Annotated in this window: 23 protein-coding genes; 11 read left to right on the top strand and 12 right to left on the bottom strand. The window is 62.0% G+C overall.

From position 1 onward, the window contains the following. The first annotated feature begins 77 nt into the window (after positions 1-77). A complete protein-coding gene (lonB, locus tag V5N47_RS11545; RefSeq protein ID WP_338727672.1) occupies positions 78-2108 on the top strand; it encodes an ATP-dependent protease LonB in 2031 nt (676 codons plus the stop codon). Between the two features lie 4 nt (positions 2109-2112). Beyond that, positions 2113-2802: a CPBP family intramembrane glutamic endopeptidase gene (locus tag V5N47_RS11550; protein ID WP_338727673.1), complete on the top strand. Its 690-nt coding sequence runs from the start codon at positions 2113-2115 to the stop codon at positions 2800-2802. A 1-nt stretch (position 2803) separates the two neighbouring features. Here the strand turns inward: V5N47_RS11550 and V5N47_RS11555 are convergent, their stop codons facing one another. From V5N47_RS11555 to V5N47_RS11565, 3 genes are all read right to left on the bottom strand, one after another. Further along, the gene (locus tag V5N47_RS11555) at positions 2804-3655 is read right to left on the bottom strand and encodes a VOC family protein (RefSeq protein WP_338727674.1); all 852 of its coding nucleotides are present in this window, start codon (positions 3653-3655) and stop codon (positions 2804-2806) included. A 98-nt stretch (positions 3656-3753) separates the two neighbouring features. Continuing rightward, complete coding sequence (locus V5N47_RS11560) at positions 3754-4014, bottom strand: hypothetical protein (RefSeq protein WP_338727675.1); 261 nt, start codon at positions 4012-4014, stop codon at positions 3754-3756. 33 nt (positions 4015-4047) lie between these two features. Further along, the gene (locus V5N47_RS11565) at positions 4048-4509 is read right to left on the bottom strand and encodes an MGMT family protein (protein WP_338727676.1); all 462 of its coding nucleotides are present in this window, start codon (positions 4507-4509) and stop codon (positions 4048-4050) included. 93 nt (positions 4510-4602) lie between these two features. Between V5N47_RS11565 and trpC the strand changes: the two genes are divergently transcribed. From trpC to V5N47_RS11590, 5 genes are all read left to right on the top strand, one after another. Further along, entirely contained in the window at positions 4603-5355 is a 753-nt protein-coding gene (gene trpC / locus V5N47_RS11570; RefSeq protein WP_338727678.1) for an indole-3-glycerol phosphate synthase, read from the top strand. Then, positions 5352-6581, top strand: a complete 1230-nt coding sequence (trpB, locus tag V5N47_RS11575; protein WP_338727680.1) for a tryptophan synthase subunit beta — start codon at positions 5352-5354, stop codon at positions 6579-6581. The genes trpC and trpB overlap by 4 nt, the downstream gene beginning before the upstream one ends. Further along, positions 6578-7390: a tryptophan synthase subunit alpha gene (gene trpA, locus V5N47_RS11580; protein ID WP_338727681.1), complete on the top strand. Its 813-nt coding sequence runs from the start codon at positions 6578-6580 to the stop codon at positions 7388-7390. The genes trpB and trpA overlap by 4 nt, the downstream gene beginning before the upstream one ends. 28 nt (positions 7391-7418) lie before the next feature. Further along, positions 7419-8213 (top strand): 2-amino-3,7-dideoxy-D-threo-hept-6-ulosonate synthase, encoded by a 795-nt coding sequence (locus V5N47_RS11585; protein ID WP_338727682.1) that lies wholly within the window; start codon positions 7419-7421, stop codon positions 8211-8213. A gap of 117 nt (positions 8214-8330) precedes the next feature. Continuing rightward, the gene (locus V5N47_RS11590; RefSeq protein ID WP_338727683.1) at positions 8331-9503 is read left to right on the top strand and encodes a 3-dehydroquinate synthase II; all 1173 of its coding nucleotides are present in this window, start codon (positions 8331-8333) and stop codon (positions 9501-9503) included. Here the strand turns inward: V5N47_RS11590 and V5N47_RS11595 are convergent, their stop codons facing one another. From V5N47_RS11595 to V5N47_RS11615, 5 genes are all read right to left on the bottom strand, one after another. Continuing rightward, the gene (locus V5N47_RS11595; protein ID WP_338727684.1) at positions 9504-9923 is read right to left on the bottom strand and encodes a zinc ribbon domain-containing protein; all 420 of its coding nucleotides are present in this window, start codon (positions 9921-9923) and stop codon (positions 9504-9506) included. 53 nt (positions 9924-9976) lie between these two features. Further along, the gene (locus V5N47_RS11600; protein WP_338727686.1) at positions 9977-10657 is read right to left on the bottom strand and encodes a type I 3-dehydroquinate dehydratase; all 681 of its coding nucleotides are present in this window, start codon (positions 10655-10657) and stop codon (positions 9977-9979) included. Between the two features lie 271 nt (positions 10658-10928). Continuing rightward, positions 10929-11369, bottom strand: coding sequence for an ester cyclase (locus V5N47_RS11605; RefSeq protein WP_338727687.1), 441 nt, complete (start codon positions 11367-11369; stop codon positions 10929-10931). Positions 11370-11564: 195 nt separating this feature from the next. Then, positions 11565-12602 carry a site-specific DNA-methyltransferase gene (locus V5N47_RS11610; protein WP_338727688.1) on the bottom strand — a complete coding sequence of 346 codons (1038 nt, stop codon included), beginning with the start codon at positions 12600-12602 and terminating at the stop codon, positions 11565-11567. A gap of 86 nt (positions 12603-12688) precedes the next feature. Then, a complete protein-coding gene (locus tag V5N47_RS11615) occupies positions 12689-13663 on the bottom strand; it encodes a transcription initiation factor IIB (protein WP_338727689.1) in 975 nt (324 codons plus the stop codon). A 233-nt stretch (positions 13664-13896) separates the two neighbouring features. On the opposite strand from V5N47_RS11615, the gene yjjX reads away from it, so the two are divergent. Further along, positions 13897-14406, top strand: a complete 510-nt coding sequence (gene yjjX, locus V5N47_RS11620) for an inosine/xanthosine triphosphatase (protein WP_338727690.1) — start codon at positions 13897-13899, stop codon at positions 14404-14406. Here the strand turns inward: yjjX and V5N47_RS11625 are convergent. Next, entirely contained in the window at positions 14403-16223 is a 1821-nt protein-coding gene (locus V5N47_RS11625; protein WP_338727692.1) for a flippase-like domain-containing protein, read from the bottom strand. The genes yjjX and V5N47_RS11625 overlap by 4 nt on opposite strands. A gap of 74 nt (positions 16224-16297) precedes the next feature. Further along, on the bottom strand, positions 16298-18025 hold the full coding sequence (locus V5N47_RS11630; RefSeq protein WP_338727694.1) for a radical SAM protein: 1728 nt from the start codon (positions 18023-18025) through the stop codon (positions 16298-16300). Between the two features lie 79 nt (positions 18026-18104). On the opposite strand from V5N47_RS11630, the gene V5N47_RS11635 reads away from it, so the two are divergent. Together V5N47_RS11635 and V5N47_RS11640 are read left to right on the top strand one after the other, a co-directional pair. Beyond that, on the top strand, positions 18105-18263 hold the full coding sequence (locus V5N47_RS11635) for a hypothetical protein (protein ID WP_338727695.1): 159 nt from the start codon (positions 18105-18107) through the stop codon (positions 18261-18263). After that, complete coding sequence (locus tag V5N47_RS11640) at positions 18260-18724, top strand: Hsp20 family protein (RefSeq protein WP_338727696.1); 465 nt, start codon at positions 18260-18262, stop codon at positions 18722-18724. Before V5N47_RS11635 ends, V5N47_RS11640 begins: the two co-directional genes overlap by 4 nt. Here V5N47_RS11640 and V5N47_RS11645 read toward each other — a convergent pair whose 3' ends face one another. Together V5N47_RS11645 and V5N47_RS11650 are read right to left on the bottom strand one after the other, a co-directional pair. Continuing rightward, entirely contained in the window at positions 18725-19837 is a 1113-nt protein-coding gene (locus tag V5N47_RS11645; protein ID WP_338727698.1) for an FAD-dependent oxidoreductase, read from the bottom strand. A 31-nt stretch (positions 19838-19868) separates the two neighbouring features. After that, on the bottom strand, positions 19869-20651 hold the full coding sequence (locus V5N47_RS11650; RefSeq protein ID WP_338727700.1) for a luciferase: 783 nt from the start codon (positions 20649-20651) through the stop codon (positions 19869-19871). 200 nt (positions 20652-20851) lie between these two features. Here V5N47_RS11650 and V5N47_RS11655 point away from each other — a divergent pair, with 200 nt between their 5' ends. After that, entirely contained in the window at positions 20852-21661 is an 810-nt protein-coding gene (locus V5N47_RS11655) for an alpha/beta hydrolase (protein WP_338727702.1), read from the top strand. Positions 21662-21689 lie beyond the last annotated feature (28 nt).

Raw genomic sequence — 21689 nt, forward strand, 5'->3', positions numbered from 1 at the left:
TGTTTGCCCGGGACAATCGGGGAGAAAGTATATCAGAGGATAGCCCCTGAATCTCAGGTAGCGGAAACCGTAGTTCTATGAGTAACGACATGGATACTGACAACGTCTCGTCGGAAGCCGAAGAAGAGGTTTCTCCGGACACCGAACGGGACGAATCCAGAGATGAACTCGGCAGCGATGTCGAGGTCGGGGCCGAGTCGGCGGTTGTCGAAGCGGACGAAGACAGCCTGCTTGGTGGCCTGCAAATCACGTCCACAGAGGACATTGAAATCCCCGACAGGTTGGTCGATCAGGTCATCGGCCAGGACCACGCCCGAGACGTCATCATGAAAGCCGCAAAACAGCGGCGTCACGTCATGATGATTGGCTCGCCGGGTACGGGCAAATCGATGCTCGCAAAGGCGATGAGTGAACTCCTGCCAAAAGAGGAGATGCAGGACGTCCTCGTCTACCACAATCCGGACGATGGCAACGAGCCAAAGGTTCGGACCGTCCCCGCGGGCAAGGGTGAACAGATTATTGAAGCACACAAGGAGGAAGCCAGAAAGCGCAACCAGATGCGCTCGTTCCTCATGTGGATTATCATCGCTATCGTGATTGGCTACTCGCTGCTTGTCGCCCAGCAGATTCTGCTTGGCATCCTCGCAGCGGGTGTTGTCTATCTCGCATTCCGGTACGGAAGCCGGTCGAGTGACGCGATGATTCCGAACCTGCTGGTCAACAACGGCGACACGAAGAAAGCGCCGTTCGAGGACGCGACGGGTGCCCACGCGGGTGCACTGCTCGGTGACGTGCGCCACGACCCGTTCCAGTCCGGTGGGATGGAGACGCCAAGCCACGACCGCGTCGAGGCTGGCGCCATCCACAAGTCGAACAAAGGCGTGTTGTTCATCGACGAAATCAACACCCTCGACATTCGCTCCCAGCAGCACCTCATGACGGCGATTCAGGAGGGCAAGTTCGCCATCACGGGCCAGTCCGAGCGCTCCTCGGGTGCGATGGTCCAGACCGAACCGGTCCCAACGGACTTCGTCATGGTCGCCGCCGGGAACTTAGACGCGATGGAGAACATGCACCCTGCACTCCGTTCCCGCATCAAAGGGTACGGGTACGAGGTGTACATGGACGACTCCATCCGCGACTCCCCTGAGATGCGCCGCCGGTACGCCCGGTTCGTCGCACAGGAAGTCGCCAAAGACGGTCGCCTCCCACACTTCACGGAAGATGCTATCAGTGAGGTCATCCTCGAAGCCCGCCGCCGTGCGGGTCGGAAGGGCCACCTGACGCTGCGCTTCCGTGACCTCGGTGGCCTCGTTCGCGTCGCGGGTGACATCGCCCGCGCCGAGGACGCACAGGCAACCACGCGCGACCACGTCCTGCAGGCAAAACAGCGCTCTCGCTCCATCGAGCAGCAGCTGGCAGACCAGTACATCGAGCGCCGCAAGGACTACGACCTCACCGTCAACGAGGGCGCAGTCACCGGCCGCGTCAACGGGCTTGCGGTCATGGGCGAGGACTCCGGTATCGTCCTTCCCGTGATGGCAGAAGTGACGCCATCGCAAGGCCCCGGTCGGGTCATTGCGACTGGTCAACTGCAAGACATCGCAGAGGAAGCCGTCCAGAACGTGAGCGCTATCATCAAGAAGTTCTCTGACGAGGACATCTCGGAGAAGGACATCCACATCCAGTTCGTCCAGACCGGACAGGGCGGGGTCGACGGTGACTCTGCTTCTATCACGGTGGCGACGGCAGTCATCTCCGCGTTAGAAGACATCCCCGTCGAGCAGAACCTCGCGATGACTGGGTCGCTCTCGGTCCGTGGCGACGTGCTCCCCGTCGGTGGGGTGACCCACAAAATCGAGGCCGCCGCGAAGGCAGGCCTCGAAAAGGTCATCATTCCGGCTGCAAACGAGCAGGACGTCATGATCGAAGACGAGTACAAAGAGCAAATCGAAATCATCCCGGTCAGCCACATCAGCGAAGTGCTCGAAGTCGCACTCGCGGGCGAACCGGAGAAAGATTCGCTCGTCGACCGCTTGAAGAGCATCACCGGACAGGCGCTCGACAAGTCGGGTCGGCCAGGCCCCGGTAGCCCAAGCCCGAACTAAGGCCGTGGCCAGGTGGGCGGCGTTTTCGGGACTCGTCGCCCTCATTTTACTCCTCTTATTATCGCTCTCCTACGCCTCGCGTTCGGTCGTGAGCGAGGAGGACGAACCCGCACCCTCGCACAACCTCTCAACGGGGTTGCTGCTCGTGAACGTCGCCTTCTCACAGGGCATCCTCGGCGTGTTTTTACTCCTCGCAGCGTGGATTTCCCAAATTCCGTGGGCCGCCCTCGGCGTCCACCTTCCTGACGCCGCGACCATCGGTCTCGGTCTCGTGCTCGGAACCGTCCTGTTCGGGGGCAACCAGCTCGGCGCGTGGACGATGCGCCGATTCGGCTTCGACCACGAAAACGACCTGCGCGCGCTGCTCGCACCGACCACGACGCGCGGGTGGCTGTTACTCTTACTTGGTGTGTTGCCCATCATCGCAGGTTTCGAAGAACTCCTCTTTCGCGGGGCGCTCGTCGGCGCGTTGAGCGCGGGCTACGCTGTCTCGCCGTGGGTGCTCGCCGTGTTCTCGTCATTCGCCTTCGCACTCGGCCACGGCGCACAGGGGCTTGCGGGCGTCGTCGTCACCGGCTTGGTCGGGTTCGTCCTCGCCGCCGCGTTCATCGCTACTGGAAGTCTCGTAGTCGTCGTGGTGGCCCACTACGTCGTGAATGCGCTCGAATTCGTGGTGCACGAAGGTATTTTGTGAATTAGGATTCGACGCGAACGCGTAGTTCGATGCCATCGGGACCGTGGACTCGAAGCCCGGAATCGATATCGGCCACGTCGTAGCCTGCCTCGGTCAACCGGGAGGACAGTGCGGCGAGCCCATCTTCAGCAGGCACAACGAGTTCGAACCAGTCGAGACCGCGGCCCGTCGCCGGGTCGGTGCGCTGATTCCACGTGTTCGCGCCGATGTGGTGGTGATACCCGCCAGCGGAGACGAATAGCGATGAGTCGCCGTAGGGTGATGGCAGACTTACAGGCTCGTCCATCCCGACGACCTCCGTGTAGAACGTCCGCGTTTGCGGAATCGAGGACACTTCGAGGTGGATGTGTCCGACGTCTGTGCCAGCGGGTAACTTGCTTTCCGGGTCGCCCGATTCGCGAAGGGGTGCGAGAGAGAGCGGGAGGGTGTCCATCCGGAGGGTCCCCGCTTCGTCGCGCTCCCACTCCTCGCGGGGACGGTCTACGTAGAGTTCAATACCGTTTCCGTCCGGGTCTCTGAGATAGAGCGCCTCGCTCACGAGGTGGTCTGATGCGCCCGAGAGCTGCCAATTTTGCTCTACGCGCACGAGCGCATCTGCGAGCGCCTCGCGCGTTGGCACGCGGAAGGCGGTGTGGAACAGGCCGGTCTCCGTGCGTCTTCGTTCCGGCAGGTCAGGGTCTGCGGTGAGCTCGAGTAGTGGCGTTTCACTCGCGCCGAGCGTGGCTGTCGTGTCTGTCGTTTCGAGCACGTCAAAACCGATGGTGTCGCGGTAGAATGAGACGAGTCGGTCAAGGTCGCTGACGCGTAGGGAAACGCGGCCAATGTGGGTGTCGGGGGCGATAGAATCAGTCATCGAAGCTCACGGTGATTGTGTCTGATTGGGGATGTATTCGGATAGTCCCATCGCTCGCTGCAACAGTGTCGCATCGATTTGTCGGCGCGACGTGGCCGTCACCGCACTTGCATCGACTTGACGGCGTTTCGAATCTCGCCCGCCTTGTTGTGGGCGTGAAACAGATGCGGGCCGATAATCGACGTTCGATAGCGGAGCTTTGACTTCCGTCGTCCGTCACGGCTCGACGCTGGCGACAATGTGGCGAGATGGAGCCCGATGTTCGTTGTGTAATCGTAGTTTTTCCCGTCGCGGGTTCGTCGTAGGTGAGCCACACGTGCACTGATTCGCGCGGCGGCTTCGTCCGGTTCGACGCTCAAAAATATCGTCTCGTAGTTCACCATCCGCGTCCGTTACAGTCCTTCGAGCGACCGAAGTTTCTGCTCGATTTCTGGCGGGGCGGCGCTCGGCGCGTCGCGCACGCGGTGGTCTGGAATCAAAATCGGCGTCGGATTTTCGTCTAAGGCAGTCCGCACGAGCGTCATATCGTCGTCATCCTGTGGGTTCAACTCGGGCGTGAGGCGTGCCACCTTTTCGACGGTGTACTGTTCGCCGTACGGGATTTGTCGGACTGTTTCGAGCACTCTGCGGTGGGCGGTGGGCACGGTGAGCGCGATGTCAACCGTGGCGAACGACTCGTTTACGCCCTCCAGATAGGCGATAATGCGGTCGAGAATCGGATGGTCCGTTGAAGTTGTAGAATCGACCGTGTCGGGAAAAGAGACGGAGATGACCCGGTCGCCTGCGACCCCAATCTGAACGTATCGGTCGAGATAGTCGGATTCTCGTGCGTAAATACCGGCAGACTCGTCCATAGGGGACAGAGGGCCGTCATGACCTTGAACATTCGGCACCGCCGTCCTGTCGGCGCAAGCCTTATGTACAAATCAGTTCATCATTGAACAACAATGGTAGTTCAAGACGAGGTTGCCCCCGAAGTGGCCGCCATTCTCGCCTCCGCCCGAGAGCGAGATGGGGCCACCGAACGGGTATCCGTCGAACCACGGTCGCTCGAATCGGCGTTTTCTACAGCCGAGGACGCCGGTCGTGTCCCACTCATCACGGAGGTGAAACCGACGAGTCCGACGACCGATGGCGTGCGCGCAGACGACCCCGCACAGCTCGCCCGCGAGATGGTCGCTGGCGGGGCGGCCGCCATCTCGGTGCTCACCGAACCCGACCACTTCGGCGGGTCGCTCGAAAATCTCCGTGCCGTCCGTGAGGCGGTGGACGTGCCGGTGCTCCGTAAGGACTTCATCCTCCGCGAGGAGCAACTTGACGCCGTCGAATCGGACGTTATCTTGCTCATCGTCCGATTCGTCGATGACTTGGAAACCTTGCTCACTGCCGCCCGCGACCGTGGCTTTCAGGTGCTCGTTGAGGTCCACACCGCAGCGGAACTGGACGAAGCCCTCGACGCGGGTGCGACCATCATCGGCATCAACAACCGCGACCTGACCTCGCTCAGCGTCGACCTCGGCACGTTCGAGAGTTTGGCTCCAAAGGTTCCAGACGACGTGTTGCTCATCGCAGAGAGCGGGGTTTCGACGCCAGACGACGTGTCGCGGATGCGCGCCGCCGGGGCGGATGGTCTGCTCATCGGAACCGCAATCATGGACGGCGACGTGACGGAAAATACGCGACTTCTCTCACAGCTATGAGCGACTCACCTGCGAAATTCGGCGACTACGGCGGCCAGTACGTCCCGGAAGTGCTGATGCCCGCCATCGAGGAACTGACCGACGCGTACGAACGCTACGTGCTCGAAAACGAAGACGGTTTCATGGACGACTTTCGCGCTCGCCTGCGTGACTTCGGGGGTCGGCCCACGCCGCTCCAGCACGCAGAACAGCTGAGCGAGCGCTACGACACCGAGGTGTACCTCAAGCGCGAAGACCTCGTCCACGGTGGCGCACACAAGCTGAACAACGCGCTCGGGCAGGTGTTGCTCGCCAAGTACATGGGCAAAGCGCGTATCGTCGCCGAAACTGGCGCAGGCCAACACGGAACGGCGACGGCGATGGCCGCGGCCCACCTCGGCATGGACTGTGAGGTGTACATGGGCCGTCGGGACATCACCCGACAGCGCCCGAACGTGTTCCGCATGCGCATCAACGGCTCGAAAGTGAACCCCGTAGACGTGGGTCGGGGCACGCTTAAAGAGGCCATCAACGAGACGATGCGCGACTGGGCGACCAACGTCGAAGACACCCACTACGTCATCGGCTCCGTGGTCGGCCCGCATCCCTTCCCGCGAATGGTGCGCGACTTCCAGTCGGTCATCAGCGAGGAAGCCCGCGCACAGATTCGAGAGAAAACCGGTGGCCTGCCCGACAGCGTCGTCGCCTGTGCAGGCGGCGGGTCGAACACCATGGGCGCGTTCCACAACTTCGTCCCCGACGAAGACGTGGCGCTGTACGCCGTCGAAGCCGGAGGCTCCAGCCTCGACGTAGACGAAGAGAAGGGCGTTGCGCCAAACTCCGCCTCGCTTTCGACGGGGTCGGTCGGCGTGCTCCACGGCGCGCGCACCCGTCTGCTCCAGTCGCGAGACGGCCAGATTCTCGAATCGCACAGCATCAGTTCGGGCCTCGACTACGCCGGTGTTGGGCCGGAACTCGCCTATCTCGTCGATACGGGCCGCGTGACGCCGGTGACGGTGCCAGACGACGCCGCACTCGAAGCGTTCCACCGCTTCTCACAGGAAGAGGGCATCATTCCGGCGCTCGAAACGGCGCACGCGATTGCCTACCTCGAAACGGCCGACGACCTCGGTGAGTCGGTCATCGTGAACATCTCTGGGCGGGGCGACAAGGACTTAGAGTCCGTGCTGGAGGAGACGGCAAAGCGTGACCTTGTGAACGCGCCGGAGATGGGGGTGTTCGAATGAACGCCATCAGTGACGCCTTCCGTGAAGGCCCCGCGCTGATTCCGTACATCACGGCTGGCGACCCGGACGCAGAAAGCACTAAAGAACAGGTTCGCGCCCTCGCTCGGGGTGGGGCGGACATCATCGAACTCGGCCTCCCGTTCTCGGAACCGATTGCGGACGGGCCGACGATACAGAACGCCATCCAGCGGTCGCTCGACGCGGGCATGACTCCCCGAAAATACCTCGATTTGGTGGCCGACCTCGATGTGGACGTGCCGCTCGTCTGCATGACCTACTACAACCTCATCTACCAGTACGGCAACGAACCCGTGCGGGCGTTCGTCGAAGCCGCGGCGGACGCCGGGATTTCGGGACTCATCGTCCCCGACCTCCCGGTCGAGGAGTCTGACGACCTCAGGGCGGCCTGCGACGAGTTCGGCCTTGACCTCATCTTCATCGTCGCGCCGACGACGAAAGGTGAGCGCCTAGACCGCGTGATGGAGCAGGTTTCGGGGTTCGTCTACGTCCAAGCCCGTCTCGGGACGACCGGGGCGCAGGCCGACGTGAGCACCCAGACCCACGACAGCCTCGGTCGGTTGGCGAACTACGACGTGCCGAAAGCCGTTGGCTTCGGCGTGAGCGAGGGCCACCACGCCCGCGAAATCGTCGCGGCGGGAGCGGACGGCGTCGTCGCCGGGAGTGTCTTCGTTGACCTGATTGCTTCCGGCGAGGATGTGGCGTCGAATTTAGAACAGAAAGCGAGAGAACTGGCAGAAGGCGCACGGACAGGATTCACACAACGTGTGCCGCGACCGGAACGCACATAACTAACGCTTGCCACACACTAACATACTAATGAATATCGGAAAAGCAGCTCGGCTCGAACGCATCGGTACACGGGGTCGATACGTCATCGTCCCGATGGACCACGGCATTACACTTGGGGCGGTACAAGGCCTCAAAGACATCGAAGCGACGATTGAATCGGTAACACGCGGTGGCGCAGATTGCGTGCTCACCCAGAAGGGGATTGCACCTCGCGTCCACGGAAACAAAAACGGCAAAGGCTACATCGTTCATCTCAACGCTTCTACGACAATTGGACCGGATTCTAACGACAAACGCATGACGGGCACCGTAGAGGACGCCATTCGTGCGGGTGCAGACGCCGTGAGCGTCCACGTCAACGTCGGCTCCGACCACGAGCCAAAGCAGATGGAAGACTTAGCCCGCGTCACCTCCGAGGCAGACCGCCTCGGCATCCCCGTCCTTGCGATGACCTACGCCCGCGGCCCTGGCATCGACGAACACGACGCAGAAGCCCTCGGTCATGCCGCCCGCTTCGGTGAAGAACTCGGTGCGGACATCATCAAAACCGCGTACTCTGGCGACCCAGAGAGCTTCCGACACGTCACCGAATCGACCCGCCTCCCAGTCGTCATCGCTGGTGGCTCACGCGGCACAGACTTAGAGACCATCCAGATGGTTCGCGGCGCGATGGACGCCGGGGCAGCAGGTGTCTCGATGGGCCGGTCTATCTTCCAGCACGAGAACCCAGAAGCAATCGCCCGCGCGGTCACCGACGTCGTCCACAACGACGCCCCCGCAGACAAAGCGCTCGAACGCGCTGGCCTCGCCGTCAAAGCCTGAGCACGCGACGCTGCTTTTACTGAAATCCCCCGCCGGAGCGACTGCACTGTAACCGACTGGCGCGACGCGAGTGCCACTTCCGCCACGTTCAAGAATCCCCGCCGCGAGCGTCAGAGTATGACACGCTCCGTATGGCTCAAAGCCGACGACACCGTCGGCGACTGGGAGGCGCGACGAAAACGAATCACTGCTGGGCTCGAAGCCGGTGTTGACTGGGTACTCGTCGATAGCGAGGACGTTTCGAAAGTACGCGAACTCGGTCAGGTGAACGTCGCGGCGTTCGCAAACGGTGATGTCCACGTCATGGACGCAGAACCCGACGCGGTCGAAGACCTCCCCGACGTGACCATCGTCGGGAAAGAAGGCGAAGGCGACGGGACGGTTGACCTCCCCGCTGATTTCTCCGGCTCTGCTGACCTCTCTACCCTCCGCCGGAGCGACGAGCGCGCCCACGGTGCGTACGTCCGCATTCTCGACAAAGAGTACGAAGCGTTCGCGGAAGCCGCCGCCCACGACGCAGACTACACCATTGTCATCGGCGAAGACTGGACCATCATCCCGCTCGAAAACCTTATCGCCCGCATCGGCGAGGAGACCGAACTCATCGCGGGCGTCCAGACCGCCCAAGAGGCGAAAACCGCCTTCGAGACCCTCGAACTCGGCGCGGATGCGGTGTTGCTCGACACCGACGACCCGGACGAGATTCGCCGCACGGTCGATGTGCGCGACGAATCAGAGCGCGAATCGCTCGACTTGCAGTGGGCGACCGTCACCGCAATCGAACAGACCGGCTCTGCAGACCGCGTCTGTGTCGATACGGGGTCACTGTTCGAACACGACGAAGGAATGCTCGTTGGCAGTATGAGCCGTGGGCTGTTTTTCGTCCACGCAGAGACTGCAGAGTCGCCGTACGTTGCCTCCCGGCCGTTCCGCGTGAACGCCGGTGCGGTCCACGCCTACGTTCGGACGCCAGACGGCGGCACGAAGTACCTCGCCGAACTCAAAAGCGGCGACGAGGTGCAGGTCGTCGATACGGCAGGTCACACCCGTGAGGCCATCGTCGGGCGGGCGAAAATCGAGAAGCGTCCGATGTTCCGGGTCGAAGCCGAAACGCAAACCGGCGACCGCATCGAAACCCTCCTCCAGAATGCAGAGACCATCAAGGTCGCCACCTCTGAGGGCCGCAAGGCGGTCACCGACCTCGCGGTTGGCGATGAGGTGAAAATCTACTACGAAGACACGGCTCGCCACTTCGGGGAAGCCGTCGAAGAAAGCATCATCGAGAAGTAATCAGTTCACGTCGTCGCTCAACGTGGGCGGCAGTTCCGTCGTACACCAGTGACAGAAGTTGAGTTCGGGGTCAACGTCTCGACCACACGCCGGACACCGCGTCCCCTCGACGACGGCTTTGACGGCCTGATTTTTCGTCGCTGCGAGGCGATAGGCGTCTATCATGCTGAGCGCCGTGATGAACAGTACCGTAAACGCGGCCTCGAGCGACAGCTGTTCGCTCGCGCGGCTGAGCGCAGCAATCGAGAGGTCCGCCGTCTGGACGGCCTGTTCTGGAATGACGAACGACGCCGTTGCAATCATCAACCCGAACCAGAGCAGTGCTCTCAGCCATTCACGGATGTAGACGTGACCAAGGCCGGGATAGACGAACGCCAACAGCGCCGCAAGCCACGGGCGCTTACGCGAGGTTTGCCCCATTACTTCCTCCGTCTCGGTTGTCACCGTTTGTTAAACTTCCGAAGGTCACTGTCTTAGTCAGTACTGTCGAGTTTGTTGATGAGTGTGCGCATCGTTTCGAGGTCGTACTGCCCGGGTGCAGTCGCGTCTTCCGACCGAAGTGGCGCGTAGCCAATCCGCGACCCGTAGAGCGGTGCGACCACCCGAGAATGTCTGCCCACCTCGCCCATCGCCATCGTCGCCACGGCGTGGCCGTTCGCGTCGAACGTCCGGGTGGCGAACAGCACGTCGAGGACGTCGTCGAGCGAGGTTGCCGTACACGCGAGTTTCGCTACGTCGCCGTGGTCGCTCGCGGTTTTGAGCAAGTGACGAAGCTCGGCAATGGGTGGCGTTGTCTCGAAATCGTGCATCGAGACGATCGCGGTCGTGTCTGCCTCACGGGCGGCCGCAACGACGCGCTCGCCGTCTCCGTCTTCGATGGCCTTGAGTTCGATGTCAACCGCGCAGACGGCGTCGTGTTCGGCTGCTTCACAGAGGGCGTCGAGTCGGGCTGCGTCGTCTTTGGCCTCGCCGCCTTCCCAGTAGACGCGATTGGTCACGATGAGTGGCAACTCGCCGTCATAGTCGCGGAGCGCAGAGAGGGGGTCTGTGGCGAGATCCATCCGATATTCGACGGCGTCGGCCACGGAGCGGGCGTCGGGTTCGTCGCTGAGCGTCGCCGTACTCGCGGCGAGGACGAACTCGTCGAAATTCATAGCTGAGTGTACGCGTTCAGATGGAAAAACGTACCCCTATCTTTTTCGTGGTGAGAATGCCGTCCGTTAGGACAGGCCTGAAGCCGCCAATTCCTCCACAGTCTACCGCTGGGTGCAGGCTGAATACCCCACGACTGCGAATCATTAATTTGTGGACCTCGAGCAAGCCGATGTGGCGTCGCCAAGAACATGCCACCGCCTCCACCAACGTTCCGTCATCGTAATCGAGCGACTGCACGCGGAGACGCTCTAAAATTGATGGATGGAGAGATTATTCGCTGGGCAGCTCGGTAACGCCGAGCTGTTGCATCAACCCGAGTGTGTCGATCATCGGCCATGCTTCCGCGATCTTTCCACCCGCAATACGGAAGAAAACCGTTCCATCCCAAGTTGCCGTCTCCCCCGTAGCGGGGATGCCCATGTATTCACCCTCGTGTGTGGCGGTATAGGTGATTCGCGCGGCCACCAAATCGTCCGCTGCGACCATCGAGGCGATGGTCGCCGTCATGTCAGGGAACGCCTCGTTCACTCCCCGAACGTACTGATCGATGGCGTCGTGGCCAGTCAGATCCTCGGCGCCAGGAGCGCTGTGAATAACGACATCGCTCGCGTAAATCTCCCAGAGGACGTCATGATCGTTTCCGTTGATGAACTCCTCGTAGAGTCTCCGAACGAGTGTCTGGTTTGCCTCCACCGCTGTTGTCGCTGCCATGGTTTTCTCCTCCAATCAGGCGTTCGCCTCTACCGGTCGCGCTTCCTGCTTGTCAACACCGCGAACGCCAGTATTATTTCGACCCGAACAATGTTAAATGTCACCACATGTCATGCAGGTCCGACGCGAAAGTGACGACGATTGACTAGGCTTCCTCATGCAGGAGAAGCCTCGCCGTTTACGGGGAGGACGATGTCACTCAGTGTGGCTCTCGTGGCGGACGAGATAGCCGTCTTCGCGGGGTTCGATCTCGTCGATGTCGTAGAGCAAGATGTTGCGCTCTTGTTTGGTGACCACGGAGAAGTCGTAATGGGCAGCGTCGTAGTCGAGCGATTCGCCCGTCGCAGCTCGTGCGGTGGCAAAGTCGCGGTGTGAGTCGAGCCGGTTTTCAATTCGTTCGCGGGCGAGTTCGGGCGCGTTCTCGACGCGGTCGTCGAATTGCTCGATAAGGGTGTCGTCGAGTTCGTAGCCTACCGAGCTTCGCCCCGCGACCATCGCCGCGAGGGTGGTCGTTCCGGTTCCCCAGAACGGGTCGAGGACGGTGTCGCCGTACACCGAATACATGTGAATGAGGCGAAGCGGGATTTCGAGTGGGTAGGCCGCAGACCGCTCTCGATTCGCCCCATCCAGCGACTGCCCGGTTCCTTGGATGTCCGTCCAGAGGTCTGAGAACCACTCGTTTCGTTCTTCCCAGAAGAAGGCGCTCTCGTAGCGTTCTGCACAGCCGGGGTCGAACTCGCGGGTGCCGCCGTTTCGAAACACGAGGATGTACTCGTGTTCGAGCGTCGCGTAGGCGTTCGACGGAAGCATCCCCGACCCCATGAACTTCGTCAGCCGATTTGAGGGTTTTCGCCAGAGGATGTCGGGGAGGACCGAAAAGCCGCGCTCGCGCATTTCATCGATGACGGCGACGTGGTTCGGAAAGAGCTGAAACTCGCCGCCAATCGAGCGGGTGGCGTCGCCAATATTGATGCAGGCGATGCCACCGGGGCGGAGGACGCGCTTGAGTTCGTCCCAGACCGGGGCGAGAGCGTCGTGCATAGCGTCGAAGGCGTCGTCACCCTCGCCCGAGTCGAGGTGGGATTCGACCGTCGAATCGAGCGACGAAAACAGGCCGTCCCACATCGCTATCATCGGATAGGGCGGAGAGGTGACGACGAGGTCGACTACACCCTCGTCTACGTGTGCCATCTCGCGGGCGTCCGACGCGTAGATGGCGTGGTCGGTCTGCATGGACGTGCAGTCGGGACCCGGGGGTACGTGTCTTGCGGTCTCTCGACTCGGCGGTGATGAAAAATCCGAAAAAACGACTGGCGAACTTACGCCATCGGTACGTCCTGCTCGGCTTCGAGCAGTTCGTGGTAGCGGTTGCGGATGGTGACTTCGCTGATGTCTGCGACTTCGCTCACGGCGGCTTGCGTTGTCTTCTCGTTGGTGAGCAGTGCAGCGGCGTAGACGGCGGCAGCGGCGAGGCCGACCGGCGATTTGCCGCTGTGGACGCCCTGTTCTTTCGCGTTGCGAAGGAGCTGGCGGGCGCGGTGTTCTGCTTCCTCAGAAAGGTCGAGCGAGGAGGCAAAGCGCGGGACGTAGCTCTCTGGGTCAGCGGGACGCACTTCGAGGCCGAGTTCGCGCACGACGTAGCGGTAGGTGCGCGCGATTTCGCTCTTTTCAACGCGGGAGACCTCTGCAATCTCGTCGAGACTGCGGGGCATGCTCGCTTGGCGGGCGGCGGCGTAGACGGCGGAGGTGGCGACGCCCTCGATGGAGCGGCCGGGAAGCAGGTCTTCGGTGAGTGCGCGGCGGTAGATGACCGAGGCGGTCTCACGAACGTTGTTCGGGAGGCCGAGTGCGGAGGCCATGCGGTCGATTTCGCCGAGCGCCTGTTTCAGGTTGCGTTCCTTGCTGTCGCGGGTGCGGAAGCGTTCGTTCCACTTGCGAAGCCGCTGCATCTTCGCGCGCTGGCGGCTGCCCAGCGACTTGCCGTATGCGTCCTTGTCGCGCCAGTCGATGTTCGTTGACAGTCCCTTGTCGTGCATGGTGTTGGTCGTCGGTGCGCCAACACGCGATTTTTTATCCTTCTCGCGGGCGTCGAATGCACGCCATTCCGGGCCGCGGTCGATTTCGTCTTCGTCGACGACGAGGCCACAGTCCTGACAGACCGTTTCGCCGTGGGTAGAGTCGGCGACGACCTTGCCGGAGCCACATTCTGGGCAGTCGAGTTTACTGCCCGATTCCTGTTCTTTCTCGCTCTCTTCTTGGTTTGCTCGGGTTCGTGTTCGAGTGTGTTCTCTCATGGGTGTGCGCTGGCGGGGGCTGTCCGGGAAGCGTATCTGAAGAAATCCCGGATGGCTGTCCGTGGCCCGGGCTTCGGACGAAACTTATATAACCGTTTTGGTTCTCTGCCCCGAACCCGGACGAAACCAGAAAATATGGCCGTTTCAGCCCAAACTAGCACAAGTGTTATATATTGTCATGGTCGGCCGGACGGATATCAACGGCCAAGTGCCCGGCCCACCACCGCCCTGCTATGCGAGTGGGCGTCGGCAGTCAGAATCCAGTCAAAGTTCGGGCGACAGAACGCGCCGTGGGCGACGTACTCTCTACGACCGTCGAGGCCGTCGCCGTCGAGTCAGGCGTGGGCGAACAGCCCTATGGCCTCGACGAAACCATCACAGGGGCCGAAAATCGGGCGCGTGCCGTGCTCGACACCGGCGATTACGAGCTCGGCGTCGGCATCGAGGGTGGGGTTGCACCCATCGAGGGCGACCTGTACCTCGTCATGTGGGCGGCCGTTACCGACGGCGAAATCGTGGGAAAAGGCGCAGGCCCGAGCCTCGTGTTGCCAGACGCTATCGCCACACGCATTGAGGAAGGCGAAGAACTCGGGCCGGTCATGGACGACGTACTCGACATGACCAACGTCGCGAAAAAACAGGGCGCTGCGGGCGCGCTGACGGCGGGCGTCGTTGACCGTGAGGACGCACTGACCCACGCCGTGGCCGGGGCACTCGGCCCCTTCGTTTCGTCGCTCTACTAGTTATCGACGGCCTCGACCTCTGGCACGTCACGACTCTCTTTGACCGCGGTCGTAAGCGAGACGTTGAGCAGCAACATTGAGGCGACGCCGCCGATGACCGTCACGATGTTTTTCACGGCGTGGTCAACGATTGCCGCGCCGAGGGCGAGTTCCCACGAGACGGGGAGGAGTGCGACCACCAGTAGCGAAAACGCCCCTTCGTAGAGGCCAACGCCGCCGGGTGAGAGCGGGAGGACTTTCGCCAAGTTCCCAACGCTCACCGCGAAGAAGCCAACGGCGAGCAGCGTCGTGAACGGCAAGTCAACACCGAAGGCGGCGAACACGAGGACGGCGGTGAGCACGTCGAGCGTCCAAATGAGGAGGCTACTCGCGCCCACGCGGGCGAACGCTCGCTTGTCGTTCGCGACGACCTGCACGTCACCGGCGAATCGCTCTAAGACGCCCGCCACGTAGTCCGCATACGAGTCGTTGCTGATGCGAGTGATGAACGACCGAATGTAGTTGCGGTCGGTGCGCGCGGAGGCGACGATGAGCGCCGTCACGGAGATGGCCGCAGCGCCGACAAATCCGGCGAGGTAGAGGGCGTATCGCCCACTCTGACCGCGCTCGCCGCTGATTTGTGCGATGGCTTGGGTGAAGCCGTCGACGCTCGTAAAGCCGGTGAGTGCGAGCAGGATGAACACCGACCCGGCGAGCACTGTGATGGTGAGCAAGTCGAACACCCGTTCGACGGCGAGTGACGCAAAGCCGGAGGGATACGGCACTTTCCGCCGGGTCTTAACGACGTAGGCGCGCACCCCGTCACCGAGCCGGGCGGGGAACACGAGGTTCCCGGTTTGGCTGATGAAGATTGCGCCGGTCAGAAAGCCGGTCTTCTCGCGGAAGCCCAGTTTGTCAAGGATGTCCTTATAACGCGCTCCGCGAAGCGGCCACGAGACGAGGTAGACAACCGCGGCGATGCCGATGAGGACGGGGTCTGCGCCCTGCATCTCGGTGATGACCTGACTGAAGTCGAGGTACTGGGTCATCAACACGAGCGCAACGAGGGTGAGCACTGTCCCCGCCGCGAGCGTCGTGGTGCGGTTGATTCTTGGATTCACTGAGAACTCGTACCAGACGCGCAGAATCTGACTGCCCATCCCGAACACGTCGCGGACGAGGTCGACCTTCGTGTCCTCCATCGGCGTCCAATCGACGGCGAACTCGTTGATGCGGTAACCCTCCTTCTGGGCGCGTACGAGAACTTCCGTGTCCCAGAACCAGTGGTTGTCCTCCACGTCGTCCATAATCGAGAACAGCGCCTCGCGGTCGAACGCTTTGAACCCACACTGGTGGTCGAGCAGGTCAGAGGGCAGGAACAACCGCGTGAGGGTGTTGAATCCCTTGCTCGGAATCCCGCGCTTTGCAGGACGGTCGATTTCATTGCCCGGCATCCACCGCGACCCGGTTGCGATGTCGTACTCGCCGGAGCGAACGCTCTCGACGAGTTCTTCTAGATGCCGCATATCCGTCGCCAGGTCCGTGTCGAAGTAGACTAACGTACTGCCGTGGGACGCCTCGAACGCGCGTTCGAGCGCGCCACCACGGCCGAGTCGTTCGTCTGAGTGGAAGTGTCGAACCGCAGGGTAGGCCGCTTCCATCTCGTCTGCGAGTTCCGGGGTGCGGTCGTCACACCCGTCTTCTGCGACGATGACTTCGAACGAGCCGGGGGGAAGAAATGATGCGAGCGTGTCGAGCGTGGTTTTCACCGTGTGCTCGATGGTTTTCTCCTCGTTGTAGGCGGGGAGAACAACGCTCACTTCAACGTCTTGGCTCATTATTCGAAATTCAGCCACCGACTCCTAAAGCACTTCTGGCCTGCTCTCAGCGCCCAAACCAATCGAGATGCAGATTAGTTCGGATGGTTGGGTAGAAGCGTGTCGATGAACGGACCAACGTCCGCTCCCACCTGCGATTGCAACTCCTCCGGCGACGTGTATGGTCGGTTCACGATGACGTCTCCCGCCCGCCCACGGCCGAGTCCGGGAATCGCCATCAGCTCGTCCATCGACGCCTCGTTCACGTCGAGCGGGTGGCAGACGCCCGAAATCGAGCGATAGCCGTGGTCGGTCACCGCGATGTCCACCGACTGGCCGAGTTCGCGCTCGCCCGGCACCGCGACGAGCAGTGGATACGTCCCGAGTTGGCGGCCAAACGTCTTGCCGTCTTTGTGGTATTCTAAGTGGACGTCCGGGAGGATGGTCCCCGGCGGCGCAACCCGTTTGAGCATCGGGTTGTCAATCTCCTCGCGCACCTGCTTTTTGTACTTCTTGAACAGCTTCTTGTGGTCTCTGGCGATGGACGCACCCGTATCTGACATCTCAGTTCCAGCAAAAGCCATGACTTGGCGGATGTTCACCCGGCGGACCATCAGCCCCTCGTCGTAGACGCGCTGGAGGAAGTCCAAATTGTGCTGGTAGGTTTCTTTGGTCTCCCCCTTGAGGCCGTGGAGCAGGTTGATGCCGGGGAGCAGTTTTGGCAACCGAGCAGACGCTTCCTCACCGTGGGTTGGGGCCACAGACGGGTCGTCGCCGGGTCGCCAGCCCGCTTCTTCGTTGACGATTTTGACCGCCTCAAAGCACTGTTCGGCGGAGACGTTCAGGTTGTTTGCTTCTTGGACCACGGGGTCTGCGCTTTCGAGACCGAACGCCGCGGTGTCGCCGGGCGTGTTGTGCTTTGCGATGATGCGGATGCCCTCTCTCGACAGCTCCGGCCACTTCACGACCGTAATCGGGTTCATGTTGTCGAGGTGGAGCGTCCCGAGGTCGGGGGCGACCTCACGGATGCCGCCGTAGAGGTCGCGCAAGGCGTCCGGATTCGGCTTCTCGCCGTCGCCACCGAAGGCAAGGATGTCGGCCTGCCGCCCGATGCGGAAGTGGCGCGCGCCGCGGTTGTAGAGTTCCTCAACTTCGCGTACGACCGACTCAGCCGAGCGGAACGCTGGATTCCCGTATAGGGGTTCTGTACAGAACGAACACCGGTAGGCACAGCCGCGAGAAGTCTCCATCTCACAGATGAGGTACTCGGGGTAGTTTGGATGGTTCTCGATGACGAACGCGCCGTCTGCGGCCCACCGGTCGATTTCCTCGTTCGAGCGCATCCGATCGCCAAAGCCTTCGAGACCGCTTTCGACGAGGTCGTGGGCCGCCGCCTCGATGTCGCCTTTGGCGACGAAGTCGTAATCGAGGTCTTTGCGCTCCATGTCGCTGCCACCCTCGTTCTGTTCGCCGACGCCAAAGCGGATGGGGCCGCCCATGAGCGTCGTGCCCGCCGCCGTCCACGCGAGCCGTTTCACTTCGTCAGGCTCGGCCGGCGTGCCGCCAACGTACTTGCCGGGGACGGTCATCCCGCCCACGTAGATGAGGAGGTCTGCTTCCTCCACGTCCTGCCAGTTCATCATGTCGTCGCGGAGGGCGTCGATGGTGTGGTAGGTGATTTGAGATTCGGGGACGCCAGCGTCTACGAGCGCGCCCGCCGTGTACCGAGGATACGTCGAAATGTACGGCGGCACGCCGAAGTGCGCCGGTTCGTCGACGTAGCCGTCAACGATGGTAACCTGCAGGTCGGCGGGGTCAGTCATTGGGCCTCCTAGCCAGCGGAGCGGTAAAACGGATGCGAAAGCCCGCGCGCTTATACTCGTGGATACACTATCGTCCCCCATGCCAAAGACCGTCGAAGTAGCCTGTACCAACGACGCCTGCGAACTCGACATGTTCGAGCTTCACTACACCTACGATATGCCAGCCAGCACCACTGTCGCGGACTTCGTATGTCCGTACTGCCAACAGGGCGATTCGCTGGAGGAAATCACCGTATGATAAAGGAGCTTGGCAAATCTCTCGGTAACGTCATCGTCGAGAACGTCGGCCGCGCCTCCTCGCGCGTCCAGGAGCGAAAGCCCCTGCCCGTAGACCTCCTCGAAAGCGACGAGGCCTACCTCGCCGTTTTCGACGCCCCCGGTGCGACCCAGAGCGACATCCAGGTCCGCTTTGCAGAAAACGCCATCCACGTCCGCGTCGACCGTTTCCGCGATTTCCACGACGGCTACGAGATGCGCTTTCCCGGCCGCGGGCTCTCGCTTGACGGCAGCGTCACGCTCCCACCGGAAGCCAAAGTGAACACCGACGAAGCGACCGCAACGCTCACGAAAAGCGGCACGCTCGAAGTACGCGTTCCGAAAGAAGGCGAGTCGAACGTCGAAATCGAGACGGAAGCAGAGCGTATCGAACCCGACACCGAGCCGCTCGAACCTGACGACGCCGACGCTGACGAAGCGTAATCAGCTCAACCCTTCGACGATTTCGAACTCTTCGTCGCCGCGGAACCGGCGCGGGTCGAACGCTTGGATTCCTTCCCCACCGAGCACCTGCGTTGCGAGTCGCTCGCCGATTGCAGGGGCGCGCATGAAGCCGTGGCCTTGGAAACCACAGGCGACGTACAGCCCGTCTCGAAGTTCGCCGACGAGCGGGTCAAAGTCCGCTGTTGCCCCGCACATCCCGGCCCACGCCCGGGAGACGGCTGGTTCGAACGCAACGCGCCGCTCGACACGCGCACGATTCGTCTCGACAAATTCCTCGTCGGCGTCTTTCGGGTAGTCATCTGGGTCTCGCTCGAACAGTTCCGTCCCGTCACCGACCAGCAAGCCGCCCTGCCGCGGTCGGAAATAGAACCCCTCCGTCGCGTCGTAGGTCATCGGAATCTCCTCGCTCACAGGCGTCTGGTCGGTGGTAAACGCCTGCACGCGGTAGGGCTTCATCGGAATCGGGATGCCAATCTCCGCGAGTACCTGCTTCGTCTGGACGCCGGTTGCGAGCACCACGGCGTCGAACTCGTGGGTTTCAGTGGGCGTGCGTAGCTTCCCTGATTCGGCAAGTCGAACCGGCATGTTCTCCTCGATGCTGACCCCGACCTCCCGCGCTGCTGCTCCCATTGCTCGGACGTACGTTGCCGGTTCGGTGTAGCCCGCATCGTCACACCGCGCGGCGACGCCGATTCCTGCAGTTTCAAGCGCGGGAAATTCTGCTCGGAGGGCTTCGGGAGAAACCAATGAAACGTCCGCACCGACCGCCTTCATCTGCGTGACCTGTTCGCGCACGCCTTCACAGCGTTCCGTGTCACCTTCGTGGGCGAACCAAACGTAGGGACAACTGGTGAATTCGAAGTCGTCGCGGCTCTCAGAGAGGGCGCGAAATCGTGCGAGTGAGCGGCGACCGTTCGCGGCGTCTACGGCGTGCGGGAACGCCGAGTAGCACACGCCCGCAGCGCGGCCGCTCGACCCGCTCGCAAGTTCGTCGCGTTCGAACAGCGTTACGTCCGCGCCGTCGCAGGCGAGGTCGTGGGCGGCGGTCACGCCAACGGCTCCGCCACCGACGACGGCGACGTGCAATCTCATAGCGGAAAAACGAGTGAGGGGGACTTAGTTCTCAGCGGAGAAACTCGTCGATGCCCCGGGCGGGGTAGCCAACGACGGTATCGACGCCGACCTCGCGGAGCGATTCGATTTGCTCGCGGACGCGTCGAGGCGTCCCGACGAGCGCGTAGTCTTTGCTCGCCGCGAGGAGCACCTTTCGCGCGCGTCCCGTAGCCGACGAATCGGTGGGCGCGCCCTCAGGGAGTGCTCGCGCGACGGGGCGTCTGCGAGACGCATATGCGCCGACCGCATCGAGAATCGCGTCCTCGTCGTCGGTGAGCACGGTCGGGGCGTACACGGCGAGTTCGCCACCGTAGCCCGCAGACCGGAGGGCGCGCGTATCGCGGCGCGTCGTCCGGTTGAGCAGGTCGAACTGCGTCCCGCCGGTGGCGAGCGCGATGCGTTCGATGCCCTCGGTACCGACCCATGAATCGGGTGCGGCGGACAGCGCGGCAGAGAGCCGAGGCGCGATGGGGCGCTTGCGTTCGGCTTCCGTGAGATACGCCGAGTGCCCGGCGACGAGCACCTGTTTGATACCCTCGGGTAGCTCATCGTAGCGCGAATCGTCGCCGAGGGGGTCGAAGCCGTCTGCGCGAACGGGCGTCGTCAACCTGACCTCCTTGGTCTCTGTGAGGGCGGCCAACACCGCTGCGTCGGGGAGGTGTTCGCTCCCTTCGTAGTCGATTGTGATGACGTCAACCGATAGGGTGTCGGCCCGCCGCACGTCACACTCTGCGGGCTTGAGCGCGACTGCGTCCAGCCCGGTCTCAGAGAGACGCGTCTCGCCAGTTAGCATTGAACCCCTCTCATGGAAAATACACTATCGCCAGTCCGGAACTCGATCCATCGTCTGTGCGACCATACTCATTCTATCGCCGTTCTCGGCAAAAGGCTATCGCTCGTGGCGAAATTGCCTGCGCTGGTGACGTGAGAGTCACGAAACACTGAGAAAAAGAGACGTGGCTCGCCGTCGTTCTCTCAGGTAGGGGTAGACGTATGGACACAGTTACCTCAGCAGATGGAACCACGATTGCATACGAAAAAACGGGCCACGGACCACCACTCGTCCTCGTCCACGGAACGACCGCCGACCACACGCGGTGGGAGCCGATTCGCCCGGCCCTCGAAGAACAGTTCACGGTCTATGCGATGGACCGTCGTGGTCGCGGCGAGAGCGACGACGCTCCGGACTACTCGCTCGAACGCGAGTTCGACGACGTGGTCGCCGTCATCGATTCGATAGCCGAACCGGTGGTGTTGCTCGGCCACTCCTACGGCGCGCTTTGTTCGCTCGAAGCGGCGTTGCGTACTGATAACGTTCGAAAACTCATCCTGTACGAACCGCCGTTCTTGGTCGAAGAGGGAGAACTCACACCGGCGGCGATGCTCGCTGAACTCCACGCACTCGTAGAAAACGGTGAGAACGAACAGGCGCTCATCCGGTTCTTTACCGACGTCGCCGGAATGTCACTCGACGAAGTGGACGTGCTTCGCGCCGCACCAAACTGGTCAGCGCGAGTGAGTGCGGCCCACACCGTGGTCAGAGAAGAGGCCGCACCGGGGGAGTACGTGTTCGATGCCGACCGGCTGGCAACCTTGGCGACGCCAACGCTCTTGCTGACTGGAACTGAGAGCGCACCGTTCCTCAAGGACGCGACAGCCGCACTCGCGGGGGTGCTCCCGAACTGCCGCGTCGTTACGTTCGAGGGCCACGGCCACGTTGCGATAAACTCGGCTTCCGAACGCTTCACAACGGAGGTATTCACCTTCGCCAGCGAGTCTGAGTCGCTTTCACAAGCTCCGTAAACATTCAGGATGGAAGGTCGGCATCTAA

This window comes from Haladaptatus sp. DJG-WS-42, from assembly GCF_037198285.1.
Classification (GTDB): Archaea; Halobacteriota; Halobacteria; order Halobacteriales; family Halococcaceae; genus QDMS2.